General features: G+C 48.4%; 13 protein-coding genes. 10 read left to right on the top strand and 3 right to left on the bottom strand.

Annotation, left to right across the window (positions count from 1 at the left end; translation table 11 throughout):
- Nucleotides 1–7 precede the first annotated feature (7 nt).
- The gene (locus NYE68_RS11015) at nucleotides 8–1,537 is read left to right on the top strand and encodes an acyl-CoA carboxylase subunit beta (protein ID WP_032865964.1); all 1,530 of its coding nucleotides are present in this window, start codon (nucleotides 8–10) and stop codon (nucleotides 1,535–1,537) included.
- A 53-nt stretch (nucleotides 1,538–1,590) separates the two neighbouring features.
- Here the strand turns inward: NYE68_RS11015 and NYE68_RS11010 are convergent, their stop codons facing one another.
- The 3 genes from NYE68_RS11010 to NYE68_RS11000 form a co-directional block, all read right to left on the bottom strand.
- Nucleotides 1,591–2,181, bottom strand: coding sequence for a DedA family protein (locus tag NYE68_RS11010; protein WP_007410125.1), 591 nt, complete (start codon nucleotides 2,179–2,181; stop codon nucleotides 1,591–1,593).
- A gap of 74 nt (nucleotides 2,182–2,255) precedes the next feature.
- The gene (galU, locus tag NYE68_RS11005; RefSeq protein WP_015417581.1) at nucleotides 2,256–3,149 is read right to left on the bottom strand and encodes a UTP--glucose-1-phosphate uridylyltransferase GalU; all 894 of its coding nucleotides are present in this window, start codon (nucleotides 3,147–3,149) and stop codon (nucleotides 2,256–2,258) included.
- Nucleotides 3,150–3,155: 6 nt separating this feature from the next.
- Entirely contained in the window at nucleotides 3,156–3,563 is a 408-nt protein-coding gene (locus tag NYE68_RS11000) for a GtrA family protein (RefSeq protein WP_014418060.1), read from the bottom strand.
- Between the two features lie 276 nt (nucleotides 3,564–3,839).
- Here NYE68_RS11000 and NYE68_RS10995 point away from each other — a divergent pair, with 276 nt between their 5' ends.
- From NYE68_RS10995 to NYE68_RS10955, 9 genes are all read left to right on the top strand, one after another.
- Nucleotides 3,840–4,610 (top strand): 6-carboxyhexanoate--CoA ligase, encoded by a 771-nt coding sequence (locus NYE68_RS10995; RefSeq protein WP_032865968.1) that lies wholly within the window; start codon nucleotides 3,840–3,842, stop codon nucleotides 4,608–4,610.
- The gene (gene bioA / locus NYE68_RS10990) at nucleotides 4,607–5,953 is read left to right on the top strand and encodes an adenosylmethionine--8-amino-7-oxononanoate transaminase (protein ID WP_032865970.1); all 1,347 of its coding nucleotides are present in this window, start codon (nucleotides 4,607–4,609) and stop codon (nucleotides 5,951–5,953) included. The genes NYE68_RS10995 and bioA overlap by 4 nt, the downstream gene beginning before the upstream one ends.
- Nucleotides 5,943–7,103, top strand: a complete 1,161-nt coding sequence (gene bioF / locus NYE68_RS10985) for an 8-amino-7-oxononanoate synthase (RefSeq protein ID WP_032865973.1) — start codon at nucleotides 5,943–5,945, stop codon at nucleotides 7,101–7,103. Before bioA ends, bioF begins: the two co-directional genes overlap by 11 nt.
- The gene (gene bioD, locus NYE68_RS10980) at nucleotides 7,100–7,801 is read left to right on the top strand and encodes a dethiobiotin synthase (protein WP_032865975.1); all 702 of its coding nucleotides are present in this window, start codon (nucleotides 7,100–7,102) and stop codon (nucleotides 7,799–7,801) included. The genes bioF and bioD overlap by 4 nt, the downstream gene beginning before the upstream one ends.
- A gap of 2 nt (nucleotides 7,802–7,803) precedes the next feature.
- Nucleotides 7,804–8,823, top strand: coding sequence for a biotin synthase BioB (gene bioB / locus NYE68_RS10975; protein WP_324635796.1), 1,020 nt, complete (start codon nucleotides 7,804–7,806; stop codon nucleotides 8,821–8,823).
- A 1-nt stretch (nucleotide 8,824) separates the two neighbouring features.
- A complete protein-coding gene (locus tag NYE68_RS10970; protein ID WP_064107338.1) occupies nucleotides 8,825–10,021 on the top strand; it encodes a cytochrome P450 in 1,197 nt (398 codons plus the stop codon).
- Nucleotides 10,022–10,324: 303 nt separating this feature from the next.
- Complete coding sequence (locus NYE68_RS10965; protein WP_039251350.1) at nucleotides 10,325–11,761, top strand: GntP family permease; 1,437 nt, start codon at nucleotides 10,325–10,327, stop codon at nucleotides 11,759–11,761.
- Nucleotides 11,762–11,785: 24 nt separating this feature from the next.
- Nucleotides 11,786–12,487 carry a CoA transferase subunit A gene (locus NYE68_RS10960; protein ID WP_007410135.1) on the top strand — a complete coding sequence of 234 codons (702 nt, stop codon included), beginning with the start codon at nucleotides 11,786–11,788 and terminating at the stop codon, nucleotides 12,485–12,487.
- 17 nt (nucleotides 12,488–12,504) lie between these two features.
- The gene (locus NYE68_RS10955; RefSeq protein ID WP_007410136.1) at nucleotides 12,505–13,167 is read left to right on the top strand and encodes a CoA transferase subunit B; all 663 of its coding nucleotides are present in this window, start codon (nucleotides 12,505–12,507) and stop codon (nucleotides 13,165–13,167) included.
- The last annotated feature ends 4 nt before the right edge of the window (nucleotides 13,168–13,171 follow it).

Genomic DNA, 13,171 nt, shown 5'->3' with positions numbered 1-13,171 from the left:
GACTCGGATGGATTACGAAAAAGAACGGCAGACACGCAGCAAAACGATTGAAAAGGGAGGAGCCGCGAAATATCACGCAAGCAACGAAAAGAAGGGAAAACTTTTTGTAAGAGACAGGCTGAAGCTTTTATTCGATGACGGCATATCCGTTGAAGACGCTTTTTTCGCCGAGTGCATGTCAGACGGACTGCCGGCTGACGGGGTCGTTACCGGGATCGGAACCATCGGCGGCAGAACCGTTTGTGTGATGGCAAACGACTCAACCGTAAAGGCGGGCTCGTGGGGCGCGAAAACGGTGGAAAAAATCATCCGCATTCAGGAGACGGCGGAAAAGCTTCAGTGTCCGCTCTTGTACTTAGTCGATTCCGCAGGTGCGAGAATTACGGATCAGGTCGACATGTTCCCGGGCAGAAGGGGAGCCGGCCGCATCTTTTATAATCAAGTAAAGCTGTCGGGCCGCATTCCGCAAATCTGTTTATTGTTCGGCCCTTCCGCTGCGGGCGGCGCTTACATTCCGGCCTTTTGCGACATTGTCATTATGGTTGAGGGCAATGCATCCATGTACTTAGGTTCCCCGCGTATGGCAGAAATGGTGATCGGCGAGAAAGTATCGCTTGAAGAAATGGGCGGCGCCCGTATGCATTGTTCCGTATCAGGCTGCGGTGATCTCCTCGCCCGGACGGAACAGGAAGCAATCATGATGGCGCAGACATATCTCAGCTACTTTCCGGCAAATTATACTGAAAAAGCGCCCGTCAACAAATCTAAGAACCCGAAAGCTTTTGAAAAACCGCTCTCAGATGTCATCCCGGCACATCAAAACGCACCGTTCAACATGATGGATTTAATTGAACGTGTCATTGATGAAGACTCATTTTTTGAGATTAAACCGTTATTTGCGCAGGAATTAATAACGGGGCTTGCGCGGATTCACGGACAGCCGGTCGGCATTATCGCCAATCAGCCGCGTGTAAAAGGCGGGGTTTTATTTCTCGATTCGGCGGATAAAGCCGCAAAATTTATCGCTTTGTGCGACGCATTCCATATTCCGCTTCTGTTTTTAGCAGACATTCCCGGATTCATGATCGGAACGAAGGTTGAGCAGGCGGGTATCATCAGGCATGGCGCAAAAATGATCTCCGCAATGGCGGAAGCGACTGTTCCGAAGCTTTCCGTTATCGTCAGAAAAGCCTACGGTGCCGGATTATACGCGATGGCGGGGCCTGCTTTTGAACCGGACTGCTGTTTAGCGCTTCCGACTGCGCAAATTGCCGTAATGGGTCCTGAAGCAGCGGTGAATGCGGTCTACGCAAACAAAATCAGCGAGCTAGCCCCTGAAGAAAGGCCGGCTTTTATTCAAGAAAAGCGTGATGAATATAAGGAAGACATTAACCTTTATCGGCTTGCTTCTGAAATGGTGATTGACGGCATTGTTCCTGCTGATTCCTTGCGGGAAGAACTCAATAAACGCCTCACTGCTTACATGTCCAAACAACTGACATTCACACACCGGAAACACCCCGTATACCCGGTATAAATAAAAAAAGACTGCATAGATCCGGCTCGCAGCCGCTCTTATGCAGTCTTTTTTCACAGTCTTGATCTCATTTTCTTCACAACAAAATAAACAACAATAAATACGAGAGCCAATATAATGATCGGAGTTGTATACATTCCGGCATAGCTGTCTACGTCTTTCCACTGTCCCCCGAGCTGATACCCGAGATAAACGAAAATGACAGACCACGGAATAATGGCAAGCGTCGTCAATATGACAAACTTGGAAAGAGGCATTTTCGCAAGGCCGGCCGGGATGGAAATCGCATGTCTGACGACCGGGATAAACCGCGCCGAGAACACAACGCCGGCGCCGTAACGGCGAAACCAGTTTTCCGCAACATCAACATGATGCTTTTTCAGAAGTAAGTACTTGCCGTACTTGTCCAAAAACGGCCGTCCCCCATAACGGGCGATCCAGTAAATAAAGCACTGCGCGATCGTTCCCCCGATCACACCGGCGACAATGGCGCCGATAAAGCTGATCGTGCCTTCTGACACCATATAGCCTCCGTAAGCCAGAACGATTTCACTCGGAATGATTTCGATCATTAATCCGAGCGCAATCCCTAAATAGCCCATACTTGTCAGCCAGGATAATATTTCACTAATAAAATTGCCCACACTGTTCACAACCTCTTTATCTTTTTACCCAATTATATGACTGATTGACAAGCAAAATGGTTACAAATTATTTTTTAACGCACGATTTCTTCAGATTCTCTTTTTAACACCTCTTCTAAATAAGCTAAAAGTTTCGGTCTCATTTCTTCCCGCAGAAGCCCGATCTCCGTGCCGGCCTTAAAACAGCCGAACTTATCTCCTATATCAAACCGGCTTCCTTCAAGCTCCCGCGCGTAAATGCTTCGGGTGCGGCACACTTCGCGCAGCGCGTCTGTCAATTGGATTTCGTTGCCCGCGCCTCTTCCGATCGTCTTCAGCGTTTTAAAAATAGCAGGGGTTAATATGTAGCGGCCCATCACGGCAATATGAGAGGGCGCCTTTTCAACAGCCGGTTTCTCAATCAGATCCTCAACCTGGTACACATGACCGCTCTGCCGCCCCGTGTGTATAATACCATATTTGCTGACATCAGCAGGATCGACGGGCTGTACGCCGATCGTTTCTGTGCCGTGTTGGTTATAGACGTCGATGAGCTGTGAAAGAGCGGGAGTGTCAGATACCATAATATCATCACCTAATAGAACGGCAAAAGGCTCATCTCCGATAAAATGCTCCGCACACAGCACCGCATGTCCTAATCCGAGCGGTTCTTTCTGACGGATGTAATGAATATTGGCCAAATCGGCAATCCGCTGCATTTCCTTCAGCGTCTCCGTCTTGCCTTTTTCCTCAAGATCGAATTCCAATTCCGCCGACCGGTCAAAATGATCTTCAATCGAGCGTTTGTTTCTCCCTGTAATAATCAATATATCTTCAATTCCTGACGCTGCGGCCTCTTCGACAATATATTGGATGGCCGGTTTGTCGACAATCGGCAGCATTTCTTTCGGCTGCGCCTTAGTCGCCGGCAGAAATCTCGTTCCTAAACCTGCTGCGGGAATGACCGCTTTTCTCACTTTTTTTCTCATTCATCTTCACTCCTGATCCTGTATGTTTTTCAGCGAATCTCCAAATACCCAGATTCGGTTTCCGATAAAATTCATCATCATTCCGCCGATAGTGGCGGCGAACTTACTCACCAATAGCGAACAGCCGCCTTTTTGAAACGCGTAAAGCAGCAAAAAGGTGATTCCCGACGCGGCAAGATTAATCATGAGAAAGCGCATGATCTCTTTCCCGTCAGCCTTGCGTTTTACACGAAACGTCCACTTCCGGTTCCATACATAGCTGTTGATGATCCCTGCCGAATAGGAGCAGATCTGCGCCGGAAGATAGGGGACATGACAAGCGGCGAGAAGAAAGAAGACACCAAAATCGATCAGCGTATTGCCGACGCCTACAGTGCAAAAACGGCCTGCTGTCTTTACTTTTTCTTTCAGCATAACGGCATCCGGTGTTGACCTCCCTTCATAAAAAAATCAGATGGCTGTCATATTTGTTGATATGGATTACTTTAGCGGACAGTGTTGAATAAACAATTACTAAAATATGAACAAAACATGAAAACGTAATGAGGCTTTGCAAAACTCATTAAGTTAACATTTTGATAGTTTAGGTTGACATATTCCGCGGAGGGCACTAATATTCTGTATAAGAGTTAACCTTAAATTCATTTTGGTTAACATTAATTTTCAAAGTATGAGAAAGGAGGGGAATATATGCGGGAAGAAACCTATTACAGCGTCAGAATGAGAGCTTCCCGAAACGCCCCCCATGAGCAGGGCGGAAAACACATTTCCGGCGGAGAACGGCTCATCACTTACAGCGGTTTACAGGAAGCGGTAGATGGCTTATTACATAAAGGCTTCTCGCACTCAAGAGGGATACCTGATTTTATGCAGATTCAGCTTGAAAGCGTTAATGAACCGATCGAAACGATCCGCCCTTTGCCGGTTGCTTTCCATCAAACAGACACGCCGGAAAAAGGACAAGCAATCGCCCGCAAGCTTCTGCAAAAGGCGGGGATTCCCCCGCACATGATAGAGAAAGCGTACGAAAACATTGCGGAATATGCAGAAGCAAGAGGAGCGGTCCTGTTTGATATCCGGGCAGGAAAACGCATTGACGGCAGAGGAAATAGAGGTGTGCGGGTATCCCGAGTGGATTGGCCGTCACATGATTTTCAAAAATGGGCTTTTACGCACAACATGCCGGAACATTCACGAATAAAAGAAGCACATGCCATCGCGGCAAAAGTTTGCGCACATCCGGGGATTATTGCTGAATTGTGCTGGTCGGATGACCCTGATTACATAACAGGCTACGTTGCCGCAAAGAAGCTGGGATATCAGCGGATTTCCAAGATGAAGAATGCCGGAGATGAAAGCGGATGCCGGATTTTCTTTACAGATGGCTCCATAGATACGGAGAGCTGTATCCATTTTTTAGAGAAGCAGCCTGTATTCATTCAGCGGGAGGAGAACATATGAAACAATCAATGATTGAAAAAAGCAAACAGCATCTTTGGCTGCCTTTCACACAAATGAAAGATTACGATGAAGATCCGTTAATCATTGAAAGCGGAAACGGGATCATGCTGAAAGACATCAGCGGCAAAGAATATTATGACGGCTTTTCTTCAGTATGGCTCAATGTACACGGCCACCGCAAAAAAGAAATGGATGAAGCGATTCAAAAACAGCTTGAAAAAATCGCTCATTCGACCTTGCTGGGTATGACGAACGTTCCCGCAACAGAACTTGCCGAGATGCTGACAGGCATCACACCGGAAAAGCTGACACGCGTTTTTTACTCCGACAGCGGAGCGGAAGCAATGGAAATCGCTCTGAAAATGGCCTTTCAATACTGGAAAAACATAGGGAGACCCGAGAAACAGACGTTTATTTCTATGCAGAACGGCTATCACGGCGATACGATCGGAGCCGTCAGCGTCGGCTCCATTGAACTCTTCCACCATGTGTACGGCCCGCTGATGTTTGAAAGCTACAAAGCCCCGATTCCGTATGTATACAGATCTGAAAGCGGCGACCCCGTACAGTGCCGGGATGAATGCCTTCACGCGCTCAAACAGCTGCTTGCAAAGCATCACGAAGAGATTGCCGCACTTACGATTGAATCGATGGTGCAAGGCGCATCCGGCATGATCGTCATGCCTGAAGGCTTTCTGGCAGGCGTACGAAAGCTGTGTACGGCATATGATGTGTTAATGATCGTTGACGAAGTGGCGACGGGGTTCGGCCGCACCGGAAAAATGTTTGCCTGTGAGCATGAAAATGTCCAGCCGGACTTGATGGCGGCAGGGAAAGGCATTACGGGAGGCTATTTGCCGATCGCTGTGACGTTTGCCACAGAAGCCATTTATGAAGCCTTCTACGATGACTACGACAAAATGAAAACATTTTTCCACGGCCATTCCTATACAGGAAATCAGCTTGGCTGTGCCGCGGCAATTGAAAATCTGCGTTTATTCGAATCAGAGCGCATCGTTGATCAAGTCGCCGAAAAATCAAAAACGGCAGCGAAATTTCTTCATGATTTGAAGCAGCTTCCTCATGTCGGCGATGTCCGCCAGCTCGGTTTCATGTGCGGCATAGAGCTTGTGCAGGATAAGGGGACAAAACAGCCTTATCCGCCTGAAAAGCGGATGGGATACAAGGTGTCCTTGAAAATGAGAGAGCTTGGTATGCTGACACGGCCGCTCGGAGACGTCATCGCCTTTCTGCCGCCGCTTGCCAGCACAACCGATCAGTTACAAGCCATGATCTCCATTATGAAAGAAGCGATAGCCGAGGTGACCGGCCGTGGATTTTGACGGATGGCTCCTCGGAAGGCTCGATGCGGTGAAAAGAGACGGGCTGTATCGGACGCTGCGAACACAGGAAACCGCTCTCAAAACCAAGGGGCAAAAGCGGCAGACTTGGGCGTCCAATGACTATTTAGGCCTGTCAAAAGATGAGCGGCTGATCACAGCCGCGCAAACGGCGCTGAGCCGGTTCGGAGCGGGAAGCGGCGGCTCACGGTTAACGACAGGAAATACTGTGTGGCACGAAAAACTGGAACACACAATCGCGGACTTTAAACAGACGGAAGCGGCTTTATTGTTTTCAAGCGGTTACTTGGCAAATATCGGCGTGCTTGCCTCACTGCCTCAAAAAGGCGATGTCATTTTAAGCGATCAACTGAACCATGCGAGCATTGTTGACGGCTGCCGTTTATCAAAAGCGGAAACCATCGTGTACCGCCATATTGATATGGCTGATCTTGAGAAAAAACTTGCCTCCGTCCAGGCTCGGAACCGCCGCTTTATCGTCACAGACGGCGTCTTCAGCATGGACGGCACCATTGCGCCTCTTGACCGCATAATGGCGCTTGCAAAGCAGTACCAGGCATTTGTGATAGCAGATGACGCGCATGCAACCGGTGTACTCGGGGAAAACGGCGGGGGAACCAGTGACTATTTCGGTGTTTGTCCTGATGTTGTCATCGGCACATTAAGCAAAGCTGTAGGAACGGAAGGCGGTTTTGCCGCGGGATCAAACATTTTCATTGATTTTTTGCTGAATCAGGCGCGGACGTTTATTTTTCAGACGGCCCTCCCGCCGTCAATTTGTGTGGCTTCGCATACGGCATTTGACATCATATCAGATATGCACGATACGCGCCGTGAGCTGCAGTCGTCTGTCAAAATGATAAAAACGCGTCTGGCCGATATGGGCTTTACCGTAAGAGGCGGAGATACACCGATTATCCCCGTGATCATCGGTGATGCAAAAACAGCGGTTTCAGCCGCTGCGCTGCTGAAGAAAAAGGGAATCTGCGCCCCGGCCATCCGCCCGCCCGCCGTTCCGGAAGGCGAAAGCAGAATCAGGCTGACCGTTACGGCGGATCGCAGCTTACAGGATATAGACGAGCTGACAGAAGCATTTGATTCCATTAGAAAAGAGCTGAATATAAACAAATGAGAAGTTTTTTTGTTACAGGAACAGATACCGGCGTCGGAAAAACCATCGTTTCTTGCGGACTTGCCGCGGCATTCCGGCAGAAACAGGCGGATATCGGAGTGTTTAAGCCGTTTTTAAGCGGCGTGCCGCGGACTCATCAGGAAAGTGACACCTCGCTCTTGAAAGACATGTCACAAACCGCACTGTCTCATGAAGAAATCACGCCATTTGAATGGAAAGAGCCGCTTGCCCCGTACACGGCCGCCATGCTTGAGGGGAAATCCGTGAGCATGGCGGATGTCATGGCCCACTGGAGTAAGATCAAAAATCGTCATGAGTGTTTCATCGTTGAGGGGGCAGGCGGCATTTCCGTCCCGCTTGGTGAAAATTACTTAGTCAGTGATCTGATAAAAGCCATGGAATTGCCGGCGGTGATTGTCACCAGGCCTGATCTCGGAACCATCAACCACACATATTTAACCGTTGAATATGCGAAAAACATGGGGATAGAGGTTCTCGGCATTATTATCAACGGCGTAAAGAGCAACCCGGGGCTGGACGAAAAGACGAACCCGAGCATGATTGAAACATTATGCAAAGTTCCGATTTTGGGAATCACACCGAAGCTGGATCACGTTTCACCGGAAAACATTCAACACATGATTGAGAAACATATAGATGTTTCCTCTTTCATGAATCTGACACAAATGGGGAGATAAACATGAATCAATGGATGGATCTTGCAGAGAGAGTGCTGGACGGGGCGGAAGTAACGAATCAAGAAGCGCTGGCCATTTTAAATTGTCCTGATGAGGATCTTTTATTGCTGATGCATGCCGCTTTTCATATCAGAAAACGATTTTACGGAAAAAAAGTAAAGCTGAATATGATTATGAATGCCAAATCAGGCCTGTGTCCGGAAAATTGCGGGTACTGTTCACAATCTTCAATATCAAAAGCGCCGATTGAGTCTTACCGGATGGTGGATAAGCATATATTGCTAAAGGGGGCAAAACGCGCCCACGACCTGAATATAGGGACATACTGTATCGTCGCCAGCGGGCGGGGACCGTCAAACAGAGAAGTAGATCAAGTTGTTGATGCTGTCAAAGAAATTAAAGAAACGTACGGTTTAAAAATCTGCGCATGTCTCGGTCTGCTGAAGCCGGAACAGGCAGAGCGGCTGAAACAGGCAGGAGTAGACCGGTACAATCATAACATCAATACATCACAAGGGAATCACTCAAACATTACGACCTCCCACACGTATGACGACAGGGTCAATACAGTGGAAACGGCGAAACAATCGGGGATGTCACCTTGTTCTGGTGTCATCGTCGGCATGAAAGAGACGAAACAGGACGTCATTGATATGGCGAACAGCTTAAAAGCGCTTAACGCCGACAGCATCCCGGTTAATTTTCTGCATGCGATTGACGGAACTCCGTTAGAAGGGGTAAGCGAATTACATCCGGTGTATTGCCTGAAAGTGCTCGCCTTGTTCCGTTTTATCAATCCGTCAAAAGAAATCCGTATCTCAGGAGGCCGGGAAGTCAACCTTCGTTCGCTGCAGCCGCTGGGACTTTACGCCGCAAATTCGATTTTCGTCGGAGATTACTTAACGACAGCAGGGCAGCAAGAAACAGAGGATCATCAAATGCTCCATGATTTAGGTTTTGAAGTCGAATCCGTTGAAGAAATGAAAGCCGGCCTGCAATCCGCCTGCAATACGGAGGTATAAGATGACGGCGGACCTATCGATTGCACATCCGTCTCTCCATGCGGATTCGGATTTTTGGAATGACCCTTACCCGTTTTATGACAAACTGCGATCCAGTGATCCTGTTTATAAAGGAACCGTATTAAAATATCCGGGCTGGTATGTCACCGGGTACAAAGAAGCGGCAGCGATTCTGAAAGACATTCGGTTTAAAAACCGCATTCCTCTTCCGGAAGCTTCAACGAAATATCAAAATCTATCGCATATCCAGCACGATATGCTGTTATTTAAAAATCAATCAGACCATAAACGGATGCGGATGCTTATCGGTAAAGAATTTACCGCAAAGACGGCGGAATCACTTCGCCCCTGTATAAAAGAAACGGTTCATGACTTGTTGGATCAAGTCCAAATCAAAAAAACCGCGGACCTTGTTTCAGAGTTTGCCTTTCCATTGGCAAGCCTTATCATTGCGGAGATACTCGGAGTGCCGAAAGAGGAGAGATATCAATTCAGACAATGGACGGCAGACGTCATTCACGCCATTGATCTTACCCGATCAAGAAAGACGTTAGTCAGAGCAAGCGACACCGCAGGCAGGCTGACGTCATATTTCAGAGATTTGATTCACAAGCGGAAAGCGCACCCTCAGCAAGACTTGATCAGCAGGTTTATTATGGAGGAGCAGCTTTCAAAAGAGGAAGTGCTCGCGACATGTATCTTACTTGTCATAGCCGGACACGAGACGACGGTAAACCTCATAAGCAACGGTGTGTTTACTTTATTGAAACACCCTGAACAGCTTAGCGCACTGAGAGAAAACCCCTCGCTTATTGAAACTGCAGTTGAGGAATGTCTGCGCTACGACAGCCCCACGCAGCTGACGGCACGCACCGCCTCAGAAGACTGCGAAATAAATGGGAAGACCATAAAAAAAGGAGAGCAGGTATATATCCTTTTAGGGGCAGCCAATCGCGATCCAAGCATATTCGATCAACCTCACAAAATGGATATCCAAAGAAAACCGAACCCGCATCTTGCATTCGGAAAGAACGCCCATTTTTGCATAGGCTCCTCATTAGCGCGCATCGAAGCACAAATTGCAATTCTCACACTGTTTGAGCGGATGCCTAAGCTTCGGCTGGCTGCACACCGCCTTGAATACCGCAAGCTCATTGGTTTTAGGTCGCTCAAAGAGCTCCCGGTTGTCATTGGCTGAATGACCATGCAGGAGGGCCGGATTTTATCGGTTCCTCTTGCAGGAAATAAATGAAAGAAAAAAGAATACATATTTATAAAGCAAAAATCCTCTCTGATCCATCTCACTATCCCTAAAAAAACTCACTGCTCAGCCAATCAATCTAATACAGCAAGAGTCTCCCTTTCTTTCGCCAAAACAGAACATTCACCATGATGCACATTTTTTCAGCCTCAGAAACTGTGCAAAACCGGCATGTTTTTGCTTTATTTTCTCGATTTTTTGTAAGCGCTTACTAATATTGAGCAGAAAAGAGGGGGATTTGTGGACATTGTTATTATTTTATTGGCATTAGGCATGCTGATGTTTGCGGCTTACCGGGGCTTTTCAGTCATTTTATTCGCCCCGATTTGTGCGCTGTTTGCCGTGCTCCTGACAGATCCAAGCTTCGTACTTCCTTTCTTCTCGAATATATTTATGGAGAAGATGGTAGGATTTATTAAGCTGTATTTTCCCGTATTTCTTTTAGGGGCCGTTTTTGGCAAGGTTGTTGAAATATCCGGGCTTGCCGAGTCGATTGCAAAAACAATCGTCAAGCTTGTGGGAGCAAAAAGAGCCATTCTCGCCATCGTCTTAATGGGTGCGATTTTAACGTACAGCGGCGTCAGTCTCTTCGTAGCGGTGTTTGCCATTTATCCGTTTGCTAAAAACCTATTTATTAAAGCTGATATTCCCAAGCGTCTGATACCCGGTACGATTGCATTGGGCGCCTTTACATTTACAATGGATGCGCTTCCCGGCACACCGCAAATTCAAAATGTCATTCCGACCGCTTTTTTTAAAACAAACATTTATGCCGCTCCCTGGCTCGGACTGATTGGTGCAGCATTTGTGCTTACGGCCGGAATGATTTATTTAGAATCCCGGCGCAAAAAAGCGGCCAATGCCGGAGAAGGCTATGCTGGATTTCAATCTGAAGTTTCCGCTGCAGAGGAATCCTCAAGTCTGGCTAATGAAACACATACGCCTGTTTTACCGCAACCCAGCCCCGCGCGGCAAGTGCTCGCCTTTGTTCCGCTTATCCTTGTGGGAGTCATGAACAAATGCTTCACGATGTGGCTCCCGCATTGGTACCCTGACGGATTTGATTTTGCGCCGCTCGGCTTAGAAGCGTTCGGGAAGATTGACCTTTCCTCCGTCACTGCGATCTGGTCAGTAGAACTCGCACTGTTCATCGGAATCATGACCACGATTTTGTTCGATTGGAAAAAAGTCCTCTTCAATTTGAAAGAAGGACTGAATGAGGGCATCGGGGGTGCCTTGCTGGCGTCAATGAATACAGGAGCCGAATACGGATTTGGCGGCATCATTGCGGCGCTTCCCGGCTTTAAAATGGTCAGCAGCGGCATATCGCAGACGTTTACTGATCCGCTCGTCAACGGAGCGGTGACGACCACTGCGCTTGCCGGGATTACAGGATCGGCATCAGGAGGAATGGGCATCGCTTTAAGCACGATGTCAGCAGCGTATACAGAAGCAATCAATACATTCCACATCCCGCCGGAGGTCATGCACCGGGTGATCTCGATGGCCTCCGGCGGGATGGACACTCTTCCGCATAATGGCGCCGTCATTACGCTGCTCGCGGTCACCGGGTTGACCCACCGCCAATCCTACAGGGATATCTTTGCCATTACCGTCATTAAAACAGCCGCTGTGTTTGTCATCATCGCCATTTACAGTCTGACGGGCCTTGTGTAGCCAAAACAGAAAGGGGAAACGAATATGGGAAAAGGAAAAGTGATGGACTCTTATCAAGATGCTGCTGCACTGATCAAGGACGGAGACACCCTCATCGCAGGAGGCTTCGGCCTGTGCGGCATTCCGGAACAATTAATTCTCGCGATCAGGGACAGCGGCGTAAAAAACTTGACCGTTGTCAGTAATAACTGCGGTGTTGATGATTGGGGGTTAGGCCTCTTGCTTGCAAACCGGCAGATCAAAAAAATGGTCGCATCCTATGTGGGAGAAAACAAAACCTTTGAACGGCAGTTTTTAAGCGGAGAGCTGGAAGTCGAATTGGTGCCCCAAGGAACGCTCGCAGAAAGAATTCGCGCGGGAGGGGCGGGCATTCCGGCGTTTTACACACCTGCGGGCGTCGGAACATCAGTAGCCGAGGGAAAAGAACATAAGACATTTGACGGACGCACCTATCTTCTGGAGAAGGGGATTACAGGGAACGCCGCCATCGTAAAGGCCTGGAAAGCCGATCCTCTGGGCAACCTGATGTTCAGAAAGACGGCGAGAAATTTCAATCCGCTTGCTGCAATGGCAGGCAAAGTGACGATTGCAGAGGCTGAAGAAATCGTCGATGCCGGAGAGCTTGATCCGGATCAAATTCATACGCCGGGTATTTTTGTGCAGCACGTGCTGCTCGGCGGGATTCATGAAAAACGGATTGAGCGCCGCACCGTCCGGCAAGCATGATAAAGGAGGCTGACAGAATGAGAGATAGCAGAAAACGAATGATCAAACGGGCTGTAAAAGAAATTAAGGACGGAATGAATGTGAACTTGGGGATAGGGATGCCGACGCTTGTAGCCAATGAGATACCGAATGATTATAACGTCCTGCTTCAGTCTGAAAACGGCTTGCTCGGGATCGGGCCTTATCCGGCGGAAGGAACGGAGGACCCCGATCTGATCAACGCGGGAAAAGAAACCATCACCGAAGTAAAGGGAGCCTCGTATTTTGACAGTGCCGAATCCTTTGCCATGATTCGCGGCGGCCACATTGATGTAGCGATCCTCGGCGGGATGGAAGTGTCCGAACGGGGAGATTTGGCGAACTGGATGATCCCAGGAAAAATGATCAAAGGAATGGGCGGCGCCATGGACTTGGTCCACGGAGCAAAACGGATTATTGTCATTATGGAGCACGTTAATAAATATGGGGAATCTAAAGTGAGAACGGAATGTACGCTGCCTTTAACCGGCAGGCAGGTGGTCGATCGGCTGATCACAGATTTGGCTGTATTCGATTTTCATGATGGCCGTATGACGCTCACCGAACTGCAGGAAGGTGTAACAATGGAGGAGGTCTTTGAGAAAACAGAAGGTCATTTTACTGTCAGCCAGTCGTTAAAAAACGGGGTCAGACCAAAATAAGGAG

Origin of the sequence: Bacillus sp. FSL R5-0447, from assembly GCF_038606125.1 — a bacterium.
GTDB lineage: Bacteria > Bacillota > Bacilli > Bacillales > Bacillaceae > Bacillus > Bacillus velezensis.
This window is presented reverse-complemented; position numbering and strand designations above follow the sequence as displayed.